Raw genomic sequence first — 18,434 nt, 5'->3', positions numbered from 1 at the left:
TTCAGAATTCTACAAACCCGGTCGCAGTTGCTGACCACCCAGGATTGGTAGCCAGTCATGTCTCTTGAAATCGTTATCCTCGCGGCCGGTCAAGGCACCCGCATGCGTTCCGCGCTGCCAAAAGTGCTGCATCCGATTGCCGGCGATTCCATGCTTGGCCATGTTATCCACAGCGCCCGTCAACTTGATCCACAGCGCATTCATGTCGTCATCGGCCATGGCGCCGATGTAGTGCGCGAGCGTCTGGCCGCTGACGATCTGAATTTCGTATTGCAGGACAAGCAGCTGGGCACCGGCCACGCCACGGCCCAGGCTGTTCCTTTCATCACCGCCGATACCGTACTGATTCTCTACGGCGATGTGCCGTTGATCGAAGTCGAGACCCTGCAACGTCTGCTCAAGCACGTTGTACCCGGGCAGATGGGCTTGCTCACCGTCGAGCTGGACGATCCGACCGGTTATGGCCGCATCGTGCGCGATGCCGACGGCAAGGTTGCCGCCATCGTCGAACACAAGGACGCCAGCGAAGCGCAACGGGCGATCACTGAAGGCAACACCGGCATCCTGGCAGTGCCGGCCAATCGTCTGGCGGACTGGATGAGTCGCCTGTCGAACAACAACGCTCAGGGCGAGTACTACCTGACCGACGTGATCGAGATGGCGGTCAGCGATGGCCTGACCGTCGCCACCGAACAACCTCACGATCCGATGGAAGTGCAGGGCGCCAACGATCGCAAACAGCTCTCCGAGCTGGAGCGTCATTACCAATTGCGTGCCGGTCGCCGTTTGATGGCTCAGGGTGTCACCCTGCGTGACCCGGCGCGCTTTGATGTACGTGGCGAAGTGACCGTGGGGCGCGATGTGCTGATCGACATCAACGTGATTCTCGAAGGCAAGGTTGTCATAGAGGACGACGTGGTGATCGGCCCGAACTGCGTGATCAAGGACAGCACCCTGCGCAAGGGCGTGGTGGTCAAGGCCAACAGTCACATCGAAGGCGCGGTGCTGGGCGAAGGCAGCGATGCCGGCCCGTTTGCCCGTCTGCGTCCGGGCACTGTGCTGGAAGCCCGCGCCCATGTGGGTAACTTCGTCGAGTTGAAAAACGCGCGCATGGGCGAAGGCGCCAAGGCCGGGCACCTCACTTACCTGGGCGACGCCGAGATCGGTGCGCGAACCAACATCGGCGCCGGTACCATTACCTGCAACTACGACGGCGCCAACAAGTGGAAAACCGTGTTGGGTGAAGACGTGTTCATCGGTTCCAACAATTCGCTGGTGGCGCCTGTGGATATCTCTGCCGGTGCAACCACCGCTGCCGGTTCGACCATCACCCAGAATGTGGATAACGCGCAATTGGCTGTTGGCCGCGCACGCCAGAAGAACATCGATGGCTGGAAGCGGCCGGAGAAGATCAAGAAGAGCTGAGTTATCCACAAAGCTCGAATCACAAAAAGACCGCCGCCAGCGGTCTTTTTTTTGGGGCGCCAGCTTGACGATTCGCAGCTGATAGGTTTTGATTGCTTCCGTTATCTTTCGAATCGAAACTTAATTAGCCATGTCGAAACGCAACACACCTCAGCGCCGTCACAACATTCTGGCTTTGCTCAATGAGCAGGGCGAGGTGAGTGTGGATGAACTGGCCAAGCGCTTCGAAACTTCGGAAGTTACGATTCGCAAGGATCTCGCCGTCCTTGAAAGTCATGGCTTGCTGCTGCGTCGCTATGGTGGTGCGATCACCATGCCGCAGGAACTGGTGGCGGACACGAGCCTCAACGTTTCCAAATACAAACAGGCGATCGCCCGCGCTGCGGTTACACGCATCCGCGAGCACGCCCGCATCATCATCGATAGCGGCAGCACTACCGCCGCCATGATTCCCGAGCTCGGCCAACAGCCAGGCCTGGTGGTGATGACCAACTCCCTGCACGTAGCCAACGCCCTGAGCGAACTTGAACACGAGCCTGTGCTGTTGATGACCGGCGGAACCTGGGATCCGCACTCGGAATCCTTTCAGGGCCAGGTCGCCGAGCAGGTACTACGCTCTTACGACTTCGACCAGTTGTTTATCGGTGCCGATGGCATCGACCTGGTGCGTGGCACCACCACCTTCAATGAATTGCTCGGCCTGAGCCGGGTGATGGCGGAAGTGGCGCGGGAAGTGATCGTGATGGTCGAGGCCGACAAGATCGGCCGCAAGATCCCCAACCTGGAGCTGCCCTGGAGCAGCGTCCATACCCTAATTACCGATGATCGCCTGCCTCTGGATGCGCGCGATCAGATTCAGGCGCGCGGTATCAACTTGATTTGCGCGACTGTCAGTCAGGAGAAATAAGCATGTGTGGAATCGTCGGTGCGGTAGCTGAACGTAACATCACCGCCATTCTGGTCGAAGGCCTCAAACGCCTCGAATACCGGGGCTATGACAGTGCCGGTGTGGCGGTGTACACCAATGACGGCATTCTGGAACGCACTCGTCGTGTGGGCAAGGTCAGCGAACTCGACGCGGCGCTGGCCGAACATCCGCTGGTTGGCCGTCTCGGTATTGCCCACACCCGCTGGGCCACCCATGGTGCGCCGAGCGAGCGCAATGCCCACCCGCATTTCTCCGGTGACGTCGCTGTCGTGCACAACGGCATCATCGAAAACCATGAGGCGCTGCGTGAACAACTGAAAGCACTGGGCTACGTGTTCACCTCGGACACCGACACCGAAGTCATCGCTCACCTGCTGACCGAAAAACTCAAGTCGTTGCCAGACCTCGCCGACGCGCTGAAGGCTGCGGTCAAGGAGCTGCATGGCGCTTACGGTCTGGTGGTTATCCACGCAAAGCAACCGGATCGACTCGTTGCTGCTCGAAGCGGCAGCCCGCTGGTGATCGGTCTGGGCCTGGGCGAAAACTTCCTCGCTTCCGATCAACTGGCCCTGCGTCAGGTCACCGACCGTTTCATGTACCTGGAAGAGGGCGATATCGCCGAAATCCAGCGCGACAAGGTGCAGATCTGGGACGTGACCGGCAAAGCCGTCGAGCGCCAGACCGTCCAGTACACCGATGGCGCCGAAGCCGCCGACAAAGGCGAGTTCCGTCACTACATGCTCAAGGAAATCCACGAGCAGCCATCCGTGGTGCAGCGCACCCTGGAAGGTCGGTTGAGTGCGGACCAGGTGCTGGTGCAGGCGTTTGGCCCGCAAGCGGCCGAATTGTTCGCCAAAGTGCGCAACGTGCAGATCGTGGCGTGTGGCACCAGCTATCACGCCGGCATGGTTGCCCGTTACTGGCTCGAAGAGCTGGCCGGCATTCCGTGCCAGGTCGAAGTCGCCAGCGAGTTCCGCTACCGCAAGGTGGTGGTGCAGCCGGACACCCTGTTCGTCACCATCTCCCAGTCCGGCGAAACCGCCGACACCCTGGCCGCCCTGCGCAACGCCAAGGAACTGGGCTTCCTCGCAAGTCTGGCGATCTGCAACGTCGGCATCAGCTCGCTGGTGCGCGAGTCCGACCTGACCCTGCTGACCCAGGCTGGTCGTGAAATCGGCGTGGCCTCGACCAAGGCGTTCACTACGCAGTTGGTCGGTCTGCTGCTGCTGACCCTGTCTCTGGGTCAGGTGCGCGGTACTTTGGGCAAAGGCGTTGAAGCCACGCTGGTCGAAGAACTGCGTCGCCTGCCAACCCGTCTGGGCGAAGCCCTGGCGATGGACAGCACCGTGGAAAAAATCGCAGAGCTGTTCGCCGAGAAGAACCACACCCTGTTCCTGGGCCGTGGCGCGCAATTCCCGGTAGCGATGGAAGGGGCCTTGAAGCTCAAGGAAATCTCGTACATCCACGCTGAAGCCTATCCAGCCGGTGAACTGAAACATGGCCCGCTGGCGCTTGTGGATAACGACATGCCGGTCGTGACAGTCGCACCGAACAACGAACTGCTGGAGAAGCTCAAGTCCAACCTGCAGGAAGTCCGCGCCCGCGGTGGCGAACTGGTCGTGTTCGCCGACGAAAAGGCCGGGATGACCAACGGCGAAGGCACACACGTGGTGCAGATGCCTCACATCCACGACATCCTGTCGCCGATCCTCTACACCATTCCGCTGCAACTGCTGTCGTATTACGTTGCTGTGCTCAAGGGCACGGACGTTGACCAGCCGCGTAACCTGGCGAAGTCGGTGACGGTGGAGTGATGGGTTGCACAAGAGCGCGAGTTATTCGCGCTCTTGTGCATAACACAGATACACAGCAGTAAATTCCTACAGTAAATCCGCAAACAAATCCGCTAACTACACCCATTCATGAAATCTCCTACATTACTCAAGGCTAGGTAAATAAAGGCTTTGAGCGTAATCTTGAATTCGCAAAAAAATCCGCGATTCTGGAGATTTTATGAGTGCTGAATCTGTCTTGGGAAACCATTGGCTCGAGCCGCTGATGCCGGTATTTCCAAGTGAAATATTGCAACTGGCCGAGCAAGTGCCCTTCCAGGCTGGAAAACTCAGCGCTATGGTTTCTCCCCCCATGCTGCAACGGGTCGGCGGTCTACTGCGTGTCACCAGCAGTTTCTACAGCAACTTGATAGAAGGTCAGTTCACGGAGCCTGTGACGCTTGCTCCGACAGCTCCAAAACGTCACCGCAAAGAGCTCACAGAGCTGGCTATGACGCACATCGGCACGCAGCAGGCATTCGAACGAGCGCTGACTATGCACAAGGACCTGTCATGGGAAACCCTGTTCAGTTCGGCATTCGTTGCGCGCCTGCACAAGCGTCTGTTTCTCGGTGCTGGCGACGAGCAGCTGAGTCTGAGTGACGGGAGTCAACTGGTGCCTGGTCAGTTACGGGATGTGGCGGGTCAGGAAGTGCTCGTTGGCAATCACGCGGCCCCCCCCTGCCAATCCGTATCGCCCATGCTTAACCGAATGCAGCAGATATACGGTCGTTTGCCGGACGCACGGAGTCGACTGCTTGCCGTCATGGCTTATCACCATCGATTGGCGTGGGTGCATCCTTTCGTTGACGGAAATGGACGGACAGTCAGGCTGGTGACGCATCTCCAGTTGCAGAAACTCGGGTTGGTTTCGCCGCTCTGGTCCTTATCCCGCGGGCTTGCTCGACAGCAAGCGTCCTATTACGCCCGACTGGCAAACGCCGACAAGCCGCGTCGTGGGGATCTGGATGGTCGTGGTCAACTGACGCAAGCCGGTTTGTTCGAATTTGTCGGGTTCATGCTGGAAACTTGTCTCGACCAGATGCGTTACACAGAGCAGGCGTTGAACATCTCCAATATGCGCGAAAGGTTGCAAACCATTTTTGCTTGGGACGAGCGGATCAAACGGGCGGGGATCAAGCTGGAAACCGCACGGGCCTTGCATGTTCTGCTGACGCAAGGCACGTTGAGCCGCGCGGATTTCAAGATCTTCACGGGATTGTCCGATCGGGTGGCAACGGATCAATTGAAAAGTCTCGTACAGTTGGGGCTGGTCGAAAGTGCAACGCCCAAGGCGCGTGATCTCTATCCGGGATTGCCGATCTGGTTTGCTCAACTGCTGTTCCCGGACTTGCATCAGCGGATAAACGCCGCGGTTTAGGAGTTAAACAGTGGATCGCTTCCAGGAAATGCAGGTTTTCGCCATCGTCGCCCAGGAGCAGGGCTTCTCCGCTGCCGCGCGGCGCCTGGGTTTGTCGGCAGCCAGCGTGACCCGGGCGGTGGCCGCGCTGGAGCAGCGGATCGGCACGCAGTTGTTGATCCGTACCACCCGCAGCGTGCATTTGAGCGAAGCCGGTCTGCGTTTCCTGGAAGACTGTCGGAGAATTCTCGCCGAGGTGCAGGAAGCGGAGGATTCCGCTGCCGGCAGTCATACCCAGCCCCGTGGGCAGTTGACGGTGACGGCGCCGGTTTTATTCGGTGAACAATTCGTCACGCCGGTGATGGCGCGTTATCTGACGCAATACCCGGACGTTTCCATCAACGCCCTGTTGCTCGACCGCGTGGTAAGCATGGTCGAGGAGGGCATCGACGTCGCGGTGCGTATCGGCGAGTTGCCGGACAGCAATCAGCATGCGATCCGGGTCGGTGAGGTACGGCGGGTGATTTGCGGCTCGCCGGAATACTTCGCGGTCCATGGTCGGCCTGCCCATCCACAGGCATTGGCAGGGGCGCCGGTGGTGGCGACATCGGCCATCGGTCAACAGCGCAGTTGGCCATTCATGGAACACGGTGAACTCATCGGCGTAAAACCGGAACCGCGTCTGGTGGTCACGGCCAATCAGGCTGCGATCACGGCGGCGTCGCTGGGCCTGGGGCTGACCCGGGTGCTGTCTTATCAGGTGGCCGGCAAGGTCGCCTCCGGCGAACTGGAAATCGTCCTCGCCGAGTTCGAACTGCCTGCGTTGCCGATCCATGTGGTGTATCAGGGCGGACGCAAGGCGCCGGCGCGGGTGCGCAGTTTTGTCGACTTCATGGTGAACGCATTGCGTGAGCATCCCGCCTTGAAAAATGCCGCTTTATTTCATCCAGAGAAATAATGGATTGCGTTTGCTGGTAATTCTGTTGTTTTCACGATAGGTGGAAGATGGCTCCCACGGCCGCCGTCCACCCTGAACGGCGCCTTCATCCAGCGGAGTCGACCATGCAAGCGATCAAACTCTACAACTTCCCGCGTTCCGGCCACGCCCATCGCGTCGAACTGATGTTGTCACTGTTGCAACTGCCGACCGAGCTGATCTTTGTCGATCTGGCCAAGGGCGAGCATAAACAGGCGCCATACCTGGCTATCAACAGCTTTGGTCAGGTTCCGGCCATTGATGACAATGGCGTGGTACTCGCCGACTCCAACGCGATTCTCGTCTACCTGGCACAGAAATACGGTAATGGTCGCTGGCTGCCAAGCGATCCGGTCGGCGCCGCGCATGTGCAGCGCTGGTTGTCCGCTGCCGCCGGGCCGATTGCTTTCGGCCCTGCCGCCGCCCGCCTGATCACGGTGTTCGGGGCGAAGTTCAACGCCGAGGAAGTCATCACCCGTGCGCACAATTTTCTCAAGGTGATGGACCTGGAACTGGGCAAAACCCCGTATTTGGCAGGTACTGAGCCGACCATCGCTGACGTGGCGGCCTACAGCTACATTGCCCACGCACCGGAAGGCAATGTGTCGCTGGACGACTACGCTAACGTTCGCGCCTGGCTTTCGCGCATTGAGGCGCTGCCCGGTTTTGTCGGCATGCCGCGCACCGTTGCCGGCCTGCAAACCACCGTCTGACATTCAATCTGTGCCGATGGCGCAGGGGAGAGACCGTGATGGAACATTCACCGTGGCACGCTGGCGAGCAACAGTTGCAGGCCCATGTCGGCGTTGCCGAGCGCATGGCGGAATTCGGTCGTAAGGTGATTCGCACCTGGATGCCGGATCAGCACCGCCAGTTCTATCAGCAATTGCCTTTCATGCTGTACGGCGCGGTGGATGCCGAAGGTCGCCCCTGGGCCAGTGTGCTGGAGGGGGAGCCGGGCTTTGCTCACTCTCCCGAGCCGACGCAACTGCAGTTCGCCAGTCTGCCGGCTGCCGATGACCCGGCGCAGTTGCAGGCCGGTGCCGCGATCGGCCTGCTTGGTATCGAACTGCACACCCGCCGGCGCAATCGGCTCAATGGCCACATCGATAATCTTGACGCGAACGGCTTCGGGCTGACGGTGGATCAATCGTTCGGCAACTGCCCGCAATACATTCAATTGCGTCAGTTTCAGCGGGTGCCGCTGACCGATCCGCAGACCCGCAAAGCCGAACACCGTGACAGCCTCGATGACGCCGCCATTGCGCTGGTCGAAAGCGCCGATACTTTCTTCGTCGCCAGTTATGTCGATGTTGATGGCGAGCGTTCGGTGGATGTTTCCCACCGCGGCGGTCAGCCCGGTTTTGTGCGGATCGAGGGTAATCGCCTGACGATCCCTGATTTTGCCGGCAACCTGCACTTCAACACGCTGGGCAATCTGCTGCTCAATCCCTTGGCCGGCTTGCTGTTCATCGACTTTTCCACAGGCGATGTGTTGCAGCTCAGCGGTCGCACCGAGATCATTCTCGAGGCGCCGCAGATCGAGGCCTTCCAGGGCGCCGAACGCCTGTGGACTTTCGAGGTGGAAAAACTGGTTCGGCGTCCGGCAGCGCTGGCTCTTCGCTGGCGCTTCGACGGCATGTCACCCACCAGCCTGCTGACCGGCAACTGGGCCCAGGCCGATGCACGGTTGCAGGCCAAGGCATTGGGGGACAGCTGGCGGCCGTTGCGCGTGGCAAAAGTCGAAATGGAAAGCCGTCACATCCGCTCGATTTATCTGGAGCCGGACGATGGCGCAGGACTGCCGGTGTTTCTCGCCGGGCAGCATCTGCCGCTGCGGTTCACTCTCGATGGCGAGGTGCACATCCGTACCTACAGCCTGTCCGGCGCGCCGTCGGACGATTTTTTCCGGATCAGCGTCAAGCGCGAAGGACGGGTGTCGACGCACCTGCATGAGCAGATTCGCGTGGGCGATGTGCTGGAGGCGCGCTTGCCTCAAGGGCATTTCACGGTCGCGGCGCTGGAGCGTCGTCCACTGGTGCTGTTGGCGGCCGGCGTCGGCATTACGCCGCTGCTGTCGATGCTGCGTGAGGTGGTGTATCAGGGCCTGCGGACCCGGCGGATTCGTCCGACCCTGTTTGTTCAGAGTTCCCGCAGCCTCGCCGACCAGCCGTTCCGCGCAGAGGTGGATCGGTTGCTGGAGGATGCCGGTGATGCCGTGAAAGTGTTGCGAGTGCTAAGTCAGCCGGAAGACGATCTGGTCGAAGGAAAAGACTTCGACCTGCGTGGCCGTATCGATGGCGATCTGTTGCGCAATCTGCTGACCGACGAGGACTTCGATCAGGTCGACTTCGTGCTCTGCGGTCCCGGCGGTTTTACCCAAGGTATTTATGACATCTTGCGCGAACTGGATGTGCGGGACGGGCAGATCCATGCCGAAACCTTCGGCCCTTCGACCCTCAAGCGCCAGGCCGATCCGGACGCGATCGTGATGGAACAACCGCCGGCTGCGACCACGTCGGTGCCGGTGGTGTTCGAACGTTCAGCCAAGGAAGCGCGCTGGCAGCCCGATGGCGGCAGTTTGCTGGAGCTGGCGGAAAGTCGCGGCCTGCGTCCGGAATTCAGTTGTCGCGGGGGTTCGTGCGGCACCTGCAGGACGCGGCTGATCAGCGGCGCGGTGAATTATCCACAGCCTCCGGCAGAAGTGCCGGAGGAGGGGCAGGTGCTGATTTGCTGCGCGGTGCCGGCGCAGAGTGCCCAGCCGCTGGTGCTGGATCTGTAACGGATCAGGCGTAGGACAACGCCTTTTCCTCCAGCAGCTCCTGATACAGCTCGGTCCACTTGCGGCCCATTTCATCGGCTGTGAATAACTGCCGATAGCGGGCTTCAGCCTTGAGGCCCATTTCGGCGGCGCGGGCCGGGTTTTCCCACAGGGTGCGCATCGCTTCGCGAAATGCCGGTGGATGACTCGGTGGCACCACCAGTCCGGTTTCGTTGTGGATGTTGATGTAGCTGGTGCCGGTGCCGATTTCGCTGGAGATCATCGGTTTGCCGTACATCGCGCCTTCGAGCAGCGAAATGCCGAACGCTTCCGAGCGCAGGTGCGATGGGAAGACGATGGCGTAGCTCAGTTGCAGCAGGGCGACCTTGTCTTCATCGCTCAGCCGCCCGAGGAAATGAATGTTGCGCAGACCCAGGGCCGCGGCCTGGGCGTGCAGTTCCTGCTCCAGCGGGCCGGCGCCGACGATCACCACCGGATAGTCCACGTCTTTCAAGGCTTCGAGCAGGATGTGCAGGCCTTTGTAATAGCGCATCACCCCGACGAACAGGAAAAACTTGTCCCCAAGCTGCTGACGCCAGCGGTTCATGCGCTCGACGTCAGGCTGTGGATAACCGGCCTTGTTCAAGCCATAGGGGATGACGCGAGTCTTGTCCTGGAATTGCTGCAACACATCACTGGTGTGCAGATAGTTTGGCGAAGCCGCGACAATCCGGTCGGCGCTGGCGAGAAAGCGGTTCATCAGCGGGCGATAGAGTTTGAGCAGGTGCTTCTGGCGAATGATGTCCGAGTGATAGGTCACCACCGTCGGTTTGTTCACGCCGCTGGCAAAATGCACGAGATCCATGAACGGCCACGGGAAGTGGTAGTTGATTACGTCGGCTTCGGCGGCCAGTTCACGAAACTGCTTGAACACGCTCCAGGAAAAACCCGTGGAGGCGAACTGGATATCCAGTTTGGCCCGATGCACTTCATGCTGGCCGAGACGCACCACCGCAGGTTCTGGATTGGCGCTGAGGGTCAGCACCTGGCCTTCGATGCCGTGCTGGGCGCCACTTTCGCAGAGTTGAAAGATCACTTGCTCGATACCGCCGACCGAGTCCGGCAGGTACGTCTTGAAGAAATGAAGAACTCGCATTCAACCTCCCATGGCCTGGTGGTAGGCGCCGGCCGTGGCCTGCGCGCAACGCTTCCAGGAAAAAAGCCGTGCCTGTTGCAATCCGGCTTCCCGGCATGCCTGCCAGTGCGCTTGATCATCGATCAGTCGGCTCATCGCATCACGCAAGCCGTCTGCATCTTCAGCTTCAATATAGTTGCCGGCGTCGCCCGCCACTTCCGGCATGGCCGAAGAGCGGGTGATTACCACTGGCGTGCCGCTGGCCATCGCTTCCAGCACCGGCAGGCCGAAACCTTCATACAGCGACGGAAAAATCAGCGCCCGGGCGCCGGCCAGCAATTGCGCGACTTGCTCATCGGGCAGGTAGCCGAGCAGGCACACGTGCCCGCAAGCCAGCGCCTGATTCAATTCATCACTGAACTGGTCGCGCTGCCAGCCGGCCATGCCGACGATCAACAGCGGGAAACGCTGGCGCACCCGATCTGGCAACAGCGCGTGGGCGCGCAGGGCCAGGTTCAGGTTCTTGCGCGGTTCCAGGGTGCCGACGCAGAGGAAGTACTCCCGGTACTCGACCGCATGGGCCTTGAGCACCGCATCGATGTCTTGTGGATCGCGCGGCCTGAAACGCTCGGCGACACCCAGCGGCGCGACCACGAAGCGCTCGGCAGGCAGTCCGAAATACTCCCGGGCCTCGTCAGCGATGGCTTGCGAGTCGGTCAGAATGATCCGCGCCTGGCGTACGCCTTCGGTGAGCCGGCGCTCGATTTCCCGCAGCCGCGCCGGCGGCTGGGTCTCGGGGAAATGCAGGTGCGTGAGATCGTGCAGGGTAATCACGGTCGGGCCATCGAAGGCCAGCGGCCACAGGCTCGGTTCGTGGTACAGATCGACCGGTTGCGCCGGGCCCTGATCGAAGCGTTTCTGCTCCAGCCAGCGGCGCGCCTGATAGGCGCCGGGGATCTGCCGCAGCAGCGGCGTCAGGCGCGAATAACCGGGCATCGCTGCTTCCGGCAGTTGCGAACTCCAGCCCCAGCCATGGAACAGCGCCAGCTCGATATCGGTTTCAGCGTGCAAGGCATTCACCAGTTCGGCCACGTAATGGCCGATGCCGGTGCGCGGTGCCTGGAGGATGCGGGCGTTAAGGGCTATGCGCATGTTGCCTCGCTGGCACCTGAGGCGCCTCCAGCACATGGCGCGCGGTACGCTCGGCCAGTTGCGCGCTGGCTTCCCGCCAGCCGATCCATTGCCAGTCACTCACATCGCGAGCGGCGGGGAATCGACCGCTGCGCTCAAAGCTCTGCACCAGATCGGCGAGGCTTTGCGGCGATTGCAGATCGAAATACGCCATGAACTCACCGCCGATTTCGCGAAACACCGGGATATCGCTGCCCATCGCCGGCAGTCCGCGTTGCATGGCTTCCACCAGCGGCAGACCAAAGCCTTCGACGAACGACGGAAACACCAGCGCACTGGCATGGGCGTAGGCGTGTTCGAGGCTGGTATCGCTCAAGTCATTGAACATGAACAGCCGTCGGTTCAGCTCCGGATGATGGCGAATCCGGGCCAGCAGCGCGTCGCACTTCCAGCCGATGCGCCCGGCGATGCACAACCGGGCGTTCGAGCCGTTCGCCCAGGCATGGTCGAAGGCATCCAGCAGATAGTCGTGGTTCTTGCGCGGTTCGATGGTGCTGACCATCAGGAACACCGGCTCCGGTGTGGCGAACAGCCGTTCCAGGCGCGGTTCGACGGCGGCTTCGACGCTCTGCAGATCCAGCTCCGAACCGAGGTGAAAGTAGTCGAACCAACGTTTGCCGACTTGTGCCGAACCAAGGCGACGTTGCAGTTCTGCACGCAGCTGATCGCGCACAGTGGCGGAGATGGCCATGAAACCGTCGGCATTACGGGCGATCCAGTCGAACCACTCTCTGTACACCTCGACCAGCCGCGTGTCGTAGAACTGCGGGTGGGACAGGGGAATCAGATCGTAGATCACCGCAACGATGCCCAGGCCTTCCTGTTTGAGGCGCTCGGCATGCAGGAAAAAGTCCGAATGCCAGGACGAATCCAGCAGCACCAGATGATCGCCAGTCTGGTGTTGCAGTGGTTCGCAGCGTTGAGGCAATTGATAGCGATTGACCTGCTCGACCAGCCGCAGCGGTATTCCGAATGCACCGAACGAGGTCAGGCGATAGCCGACGTACAACAGGCGTCGTACCAGTTTTGTGCGGCAACCGGTATCCAGCCGCTGATGCAGTTGCCAGAAACGATGGGCCAGCCGCTCCAGGCGTTCGCCAAACGTGACGATGGCATTGAACAGCGGCGAATCCAGCGGCGCCAGACGCTTCACTCGGTACAACTGGCCCTTGAGCAGAACCACCGGCACGCATTCGACGCCTTCGGCGCTCGGCGGCAGCTGTTTGATGACGTTGCGCACCACCCGCTGAATCCCTGAATTGACCTTCGGGTGTTTGAACACGTGGGTGCATTCAACCAGCAGGCGGGTCATGGCGCGCGCTCCGCGAGGCTGTGCGCGTGGCGGGTGATCGAGGTGCTGGCGCCCAGCCAGGAACAGCCGACGAAATCTTCCTGACGGTTGTTGATCACGTGGAACACCAGGCCGTAGTCACGCCATTCGAAGTTGCGGTCCAGGTGCGAGTCCAGTCGCGACAGGCTCAGGGCCACGGAGTAATTGCCCTTGCCCAGGCCCATGACGAAGGCGAAGCGATAGGTGATGCGTTCACCCGCACGCAGGTCTTCCAGCGCCTGGTTCTGACGGTGGGTGTTGATCCCGTACATGGCCTGGCCCAGGCGATCCTTGATCATGAAGCCGAGCACCAGCCGTTCGATGTCCTGGCGAATCTCCACCTCGACTTCCAGCGTCACCGGCTGACCGACTTCGGCGGCGTCGATGGAGCGTCCGCGTTCATCGAGCAGGCGCACGCTGAGGATCCCTGCCTCGCCGGTGCCGGACACGGTGCGTACCTGGCCGCCGTCGAGCAGTTCCTGGCGCACGGTCTGGCCTTCGCGTTCGGCGAGCAGGGCGTTGTAGTAATCCATGACCGCTTCGGGCTTGTCGTGCATCACCATGTGGCCGCCTTCGAGCAGGATCGCCGAGTCGCAGATCGACTGGATCGCGGAGCGGTCGTGGGACACGATCAACAGCGTGGTGCCGGCCTTGCGGAAGCTGCGGATGCGGTCGAAGCTCTTGTGCTGGAAGTAGGCATCGCCCACCGACAGCGCTTCGTCGACGATCAGAATGTCGGGGCGGCGCGCGGTGGCGACGCTGAAGGCCAGGCGCATCTGCATGCCACTGGAGTAGGTGCGCACCGGGTGATCGATGGCCTCGCCGATTTCCGCAAAGCGTTCGATGTCCGGCATCAGGGCTTCGATGTCTTCGACCTGCATGCCCAGCAGTTGCCCGGCCATGATTGCGTTCTGTCGGCCGGTGAAGTCCGGGTGAAACCCCATGCCCAGTTCCAGCAGCGCCGCGACCCGGCCCTCGAGTTGAATCTGGCCGCAGGTCGGTTGAGTGGTGCCGGTGATCATTTTCAGCAGGGTGCTTTTGCCGGCGCCGTTGACCCCGACAATACCCACCGCTTCACCGGGAGCGATTTCAAAATTCACGTCCTGCAGCACCCAGTGCTGACGATGACGCATCGGCGAAAACGGAATCAGCCATTCGGCCAGGCGACTCCAGCGGGTGGGGTACTGCTTGTAGGCCTTGCCCAGGCCTGTGACGCGTATGTGCCCCATCAGAGTTCATCCACCATTTCGCCGACCCGCCGACGAAACAGGCGCAGGCCGATCGCGCACAGCAGCAGGCCGATCACGAAGATCGGCAGCAGCGAACTCCACACCGGCCACTGACCGTAGAGAAACAGGTTCTGGTAACTGCCGATCAGGTTGGTCAGCGGATTGAGTTGCAGCAGGCGCTGCACCCACTCGGGCAGGATGCTCAGCGGATACACGATCGGCGTCAGCCAGAACCAGAATTGCAGGCAGATGGCGAACAATTGCCCGACATCGCGAAAGAACACGTTGAGCACGCCGAGGATCATGCCCAGTCCGGCGCAGAACAGCACTTGCAGCGCCAGCAGCGGCACCAGTGCCAGCAATGCCATGCCCGGCCAGCGTCCGCTGATCAACAGAAACCCGAGGAACAGGCCGATGATGATCGCGAAGTTGATTCCGGCATTGAGCAGCACGATCACCGGCAGGCAGAGGCGCGGGAAGCTGATTTTCTTCAGCAGGTTGGCGTTTTCCAGAAACATGTTCTGGCTGCGCAGGGTGATTTCCGAGAACAGGCCCCAGGTCAGCAGCCCGGCGCACAGGTAGACGCTGTAGGCCATGCCGTCGTCCACGCCGGGCAGACGGGCGCGCATGATGTGGGAAAAGATCACCGTGTACACGATGATCATCGACAGCGGGTTGAGTACCGTCCACAGCGCGCCGAACAGCGAATTGCGATACCGCGCTTGAAACTCCCGCTTGACGCTACCGAGGATGAAACCTCGATAGTCGTGCAGCGAGCGGTACAGGGAAAGCAGCATTCACACCGTCCTGCCGTATTGGTCTTCGAAGCGGACGATGTCGTCCTCTCCCAGGTATTCGCCGCTTTGCACTTCGATGATCACCAGGTCGATCACGCCGGGGTTTTCCAGACGGTGCTTGTGACCGGCGGCAATGAACGTCGATTCGTTCTTCGCCACCAGGGTCGTGCCGCTGCCGTTGTTGGTGACCTTGGCCATGCCTTCGACCACCACCCAGTGTTCATTGCGGTGATGGTGCATCTGCAGCGACAGCTTGCCGCCGGGTTTGACCACGATGCGCTTGATCTTGAAGCGCGGGCCTTCCTCGAGCACGGTGTAGGTGCCCCACGGACGGCTGACCGTACGGTGCAGGCGATAGGCTTCGTGGGACTTGTCCTTGAGCTGCTTGGCCACGCGTCGCACATCCTGCGCACGGTCGGCATGGGCTACCAGCACGGCGTCGGCGGTGTCGATGATTATCAGGTCTTCCACACCGACGGCGGCCACCAGCCGGCCATCGCTTTGAACGAAGTTGTTGCGGCTGTCGATGAAGATCGCCTCGCCGCTGGCGCGGTTGTTATCGGCGTCGGCCGGCACCAGCGCGGCCACTGCACCCCAGGACCCAATGTCGCTCCAGTCGAAACCCGCCGGCACCACCACAACCTTTTCCGAGCGCTCCATCAGTGCGTAGTCGATGGAAATGTCGGTGATTTCGGCGAACAGCTGCGCGGACAATTCCTGTTGCAGACAACCAGCGGTTTCCACCGGTTCGCTGGCGGCCATGCAGGCGCGGGCCTGTTCCAGCAGCTCGGGGGCGTGCAGCGCCAGCTCGGCGATCACCGTTGCGGTGGAGAAACAGAACATCCCCGAATTCCACAGGAAGTTGCCGCTCTCCAGATAATGGGTGGCGGTCTGCAGGTCGGGTTTTTCCACGAATCGCTGGACTTTGGCCGCGCCCCGGTCATTCAGCGGGGCGCCGGTCTCGATGTAGCCGAATCCGGTTTCCGGTGCGGTCGGCACCACGCCAAAGGTCACCAGATAACCGTCCTTCGCCAGATTGACCGCGTGCTCGACCGCGCTTTTGAGCGCGTCTTCGTTGACGATCAAATGGTCGGCGGGCATCACCACCATGATTGCCGCATCACCGTGCAGCGCTTGCAGCGACAGCGCTGCCGCCGCGATGGCCGGGGCCGTGTTGCGCCCGGTGGGCTCGAGCAGGAAGTGCCCGCGATGCCGGGACAGGCGCGCGGCCTGATAGTGATCCTTGCTCTGGAAGTAATACTCGCGGTTGGTCACCGTGACGATGTCGCCCCAGCCATCCAGCAGCGCAGCGGCGCGCCGGTAGGTCTTGCCCAGCAGCGACTGGCCGTCGGGCAGGGTCATGAACGGCTTCGGATGGCCCTCGCGGGACACCGGCCACAAACGGGTGCCGGCACCGCCGGACAGAATCACGGGGATCAGCATGGCCTACTCCTTGGCGACGCGCTTCATGTCCGCATCCATCATCATGCGAATCAGGGTGTCGAGGTCGGTCCTGGGTTTCCAGCCGAGCACGCGCTGGGCCTTGGCCGGGTTGCCGAGCAGCACTTCGACTTCCGCCGGGCGGAAAAACGCCGGGTCGATCTTCACGTAATCCCGGTAGTTCAGGCCGACGTGATCGAAGGCGATGCGGCACATCTCGCGCACGGTGGTGGTGACGCCGGTGGCGACCACGAAATCGTCGGGCTTGTCCTGTTGCAGCATCAGCCACATCGCCTCGACGTAATCACCGGCAAAGCCCCAGTCGCGTTTGGCGTCGATGTTGCCCAGGGCCAGCTCCTGCTGTTTGCCCTGTTTGATCCGGGCGGCGGCGTCGGTGACCTTGCGGGTCACGAATTCGATGCCGCGCAGGGGCGATTCATGATTGAACAAAATGCCGCTGCTGGCGTGCAGGTTGAAGCTTTCGCGGTAGTTGACGGTGATCCAGTGGCCATAGAGTTTGGCCACACCGTAAGGACTGCGCGGGTAGAACGGGGTGTTCTCGTCCTGTTGCTCGGCCTGGATCAGACCGAACATTTCGCTGGTGGACGCCTGATAGAAACGCGTGTGCGGGCTGAACTGCCGGATCGCTTCGAGCAGGTGGGTCACGCCCAGGCCATCGACGATGCCGGTAGTCACCGGTTGGTCCCAGGAGGCCGCGACGAAGCTCTGGGCTGCCAGGTTATACACCTCGTCCGGCGCCGACTTGATCACCGCGCGCTGCACCGAGCAGGCATCGGCCATGTCGCCATCCAGGTAGACGATGTCCGCTTCGACGCCCATCTCCCGCAGGCGCCAGCGTGAATCGCTGCTGCGCCGTGCAACAAGGCCGTGAACCTTGTAACCCTTGTCGAGCAGCAGCTTGGCCAGATACGCGCCGTCCTGGCCGGTGATCCCGGTGATCAATGCACTTTTTGTCATTCTTGTTGTACTCGCTTCTCCCAGTCGGACAGGATCGCCCGCAGGGATTGTTGTGTAGTGATTTGCGGCGTCCATCCTGTGGTCCGGGCCAGCCGTTGGTGGCTGCCGCAGACGCGACGCTGATCCGCGCGGCGCATGCGTGCCGGATCCTGAACCAGTTGCAGCTTGACCTGGGCCAGGTCGCCCATCTGTTCGATGAGGCTGCGGATGCTTTGCTCATGGCCTGAGCAAATGTTGTAGACCTGTCCCGGCGTGCCTTTTTCCAGCAGGGCGAAATAGGCCGAGACTACGTCTCTGACGTCGAGGAAATCGCGGGTGACATCGATGTCGCCGACTTCCAGGCGCGGCGCTTGCAGCCCTTGCTTGATGCGGTTGATCTGCCGCGCGGCGCTGGCGATGACGAAGCTTTCCTTCTGCCCGGTGCCGATGTGGTTGAACGGCCGCGCGACCAGTACCGGCCAGCCTTCGCTCAGCCCCCATTGCAGGCTGAGGAACTCCGCCGACAGCTTGCTGACTGCATAGGGATTGCGCGGGCAGGGTGGTTGTTGTTCGGTGATCGGCAGCGCGGGTTCTTCGACCTGGCCGTAGACATCGCCCGAGCTGACATACAGGAACGTGCCCTTGAAGCCGCGGGCCTTGAGGGCCTGCAACAGGTTCAGGGTGCCGAGCAGGTTGATGTCGAAGGTTCGTGCCGGATCGCGGAACGCTTCAGGAACAAAGGTCTGGCCGGCGAGATGAATGACCGCATCGGGCAGTTGCGGCCACAGATCGATGAGGCTGTCCGGGTTTGTCAGGTCGTAGGGTGAGGCGGCAGGCAGCAGCTCCCACGACGCGTCTTCCCCCTGGAGGCGTGACTGGATGTGTTGTCCCACGAATCCACTGAGACCCGTGATGAACAGACTTTTTTTCAAACAGCGACCCCTTGGTCTTTAACTTTCACCTCTTCCCACAGGCTATAAGGGGATGTCTGTCAGACCGAGAGAAAATCCGGCCGAGACAACGGGTGAAGTCGTTGTTGTAGTTGTTTGGTTGCCAATCTGTGCCAATTGCGC

15 protein-coding genes are annotated in these 18,434 nt (G+C 61.1%); 7 read left to right on the top strand and 8 right to left on the bottom strand.

Annotated features, from left to right (window positions below; all coding sequences use genetic code 11):
• The first annotated feature begins 57 nt into the window (after nt 1-57).
• The 7 genes from glmU to CAG25_RS02180 all read left to right on the top strand — a co-directional run bounded on the left by glmU (nt 58) and on the right by CAG25_RS02180 (nt 9,303).
• Nucleotides 58-1,425, top strand: coding sequence for a bifunctional UDP-N-acetylglucosamine diphosphorylase/glucosamine-1-phosphate N-acetyltransferase GlmU (glmU, locus tag CAG25_RS02210; RefSeq protein ID WP_085612472.1), 1,368 nt, complete (start codon nt 58-60; stop codon nt 1,423-1,425).
• A gap of 130 nt (nt 1,426-1,555) precedes the next feature.
• Nucleotides 1,556-2,332 carry a DeoR/GlpR family DNA-binding transcription regulator gene (locus CAG25_RS02205; protein ID WP_085612471.1) on the top strand — a complete coding sequence of 259 codons (777 nt, stop codon included), beginning with the start codon at nt 1,556-1,558 and terminating at the stop codon, nt 2,330-2,332.
• A 2-nt stretch (nt 2,333-2,334) separates the two neighbouring features.
• The gene (gene glmS / locus CAG25_RS02200) at nt 2,335-4,167 is read left to right on the top strand and encodes a glutamine--fructose-6-phosphate transaminase (isomerizing) (protein WP_085612470.1); all 1,833 of its coding nucleotides are present in this window, start codon (nt 2,335-2,337) and stop codon (nt 4,165-4,167) included.
• 199 nt (nt 4,168-4,366) lie between these two features.
• On the top strand, nt 4,367-5,566 hold the full coding sequence (locus CAG25_RS02195; protein ID WP_256575387.1) for a Fic family protein: 1,200 nt from the start codon (nt 4,367-4,369) through the stop codon (nt 5,564-5,566).
• 10 nt (nt 5,567-5,576) lie between these two features.
• Complete coding sequence (locus CAG25_RS02190; protein ID WP_085612469.1) at nt 5,577-6,503, top strand: LysR family transcriptional regulator; 927 nt, start codon at nt 5,577-5,579, stop codon at nt 6,501-6,503.
• 104 nt (nt 6,504-6,607) lie between these two features.
• Nucleotides 6,608-7,234 carry a glutathione S-transferase family protein gene (locus tag CAG25_RS02185; RefSeq protein WP_085612468.1) on the top strand — a complete coding sequence of 209 codons (627 nt, stop codon included), beginning with the start codon at nt 6,608-6,610 and terminating at the stop codon, nt 7,232-7,234.
• 38 nt (nt 7,235-7,272) lie between these two features.
• A complete protein-coding gene (locus CAG25_RS02180; RefSeq protein WP_085612467.1) occupies nt 7,273-9,303 on the top strand; it encodes a pyridoxamine 5'-phosphate oxidase family protein in 2,031 nt (676 codons plus the stop codon).
• A gap of 4 nt (nt 9,304-9,307) precedes the next feature.
• Here the strand turns inward: CAG25_RS02180 and CAG25_RS02175 are convergent, their stop codons facing one another.
• From CAG25_RS02175 to CAG25_RS02140, 8 genes are read right to left on the bottom strand one after another with little or no spacing between them, the layout of a single operon-like run.
• Nucleotides 9,308-10,438: a glycosyltransferase family 4 protein gene (locus CAG25_RS02175; RefSeq protein WP_064600616.1), complete on the bottom strand. Its 1,131-nt coding sequence runs from the start codon at nt 10,436-10,438 to the stop codon at nt 9,308-9,310.
• Nucleotides 10,439-11,569, bottom strand: a complete 1,131-nt coding sequence (locus CAG25_RS02170; protein ID WP_085612524.1) for a glycosyltransferase family 1 protein — start codon at nt 11,567-11,569, stop codon at nt 10,439-10,441.
• Nucleotides 11,553-12,920, bottom strand: a complete 1,368-nt coding sequence (locus CAG25_RS02165; protein ID WP_085612466.1) for a glycosyltransferase family 1 protein — start codon at nt 12,918-12,920, stop codon at nt 11,553-11,555. The genes CAG25_RS02170 and CAG25_RS02165 overlap by 17 nt, the downstream gene beginning before the upstream one ends.
• Nucleotides 12,917-14,167: an ABC transporter ATP-binding protein gene (locus CAG25_RS02160; RefSeq protein WP_085612465.1), complete on the bottom strand. Its 1,251-nt coding sequence runs from the start codon at nt 14,165-14,167 to the stop codon at nt 12,917-12,919. The genes CAG25_RS02165 and CAG25_RS02160 overlap by 4 nt, the downstream gene beginning before the upstream one ends.
• Nucleotides 14,167-14,964: an ABC transporter permease gene (locus CAG25_RS02155; RefSeq protein ID WP_085612464.1), complete on the bottom strand. Its 798-nt coding sequence runs from the start codon at nt 14,962-14,964 to the stop codon at nt 14,167-14,169. Before CAG25_RS02155 ends, CAG25_RS02160 begins: the two co-directional genes overlap by 1 nt.
• Nucleotides 14,965-16,407: a mannose-1-phosphate guanylyltransferase/mannose-6-phosphate isomerase gene (locus CAG25_RS02150; RefSeq protein ID WP_085612463.1), complete on the bottom strand. Its 1,443-nt coding sequence runs from the start codon at nt 16,405-16,407 to the stop codon at nt 14,965-14,967.
• 3 nt (nt 16,408-16,410) lie between these two features.
• Entirely contained in the window at nt 16,411-17,382 is a 972-nt protein-coding gene (gene gmd, locus CAG25_RS02145; protein WP_039765008.1) for a GDP-mannose 4,6-dehydratase, read from the bottom strand.
• The gene (locus CAG25_RS02140; RefSeq protein WP_085612462.1) at nt 17,379-18,293 is read right to left on the bottom strand and encodes a GDP-mannose 4,6-dehydratase; all 915 of its coding nucleotides are present in this window, start codon (nt 18,291-18,293) and stop codon (nt 17,379-17,381) included. The genes gmd and CAG25_RS02140 overlap by 4 nt, the downstream gene beginning before the upstream one ends.
• Nucleotides 18,294-18,434: the final 141 nt, after the last annotated feature.

Origin of the sequence: Pseudomonas sp. B16(2017), from assembly GCF_002113205.1 — a bacterium.
Taxonomy (GTDB): Bacteria; Pseudomonadota; Gammaproteobacteria; order Pseudomonadales; family Pseudomonadaceae; genus Aquipseudomonas; species Aquipseudomonas pharyngis.
The sequence above is the reverse complement of the archived record's forward strand: the minus strand, read 5'-3'. Positions and strand labels throughout refer to the sequence as shown.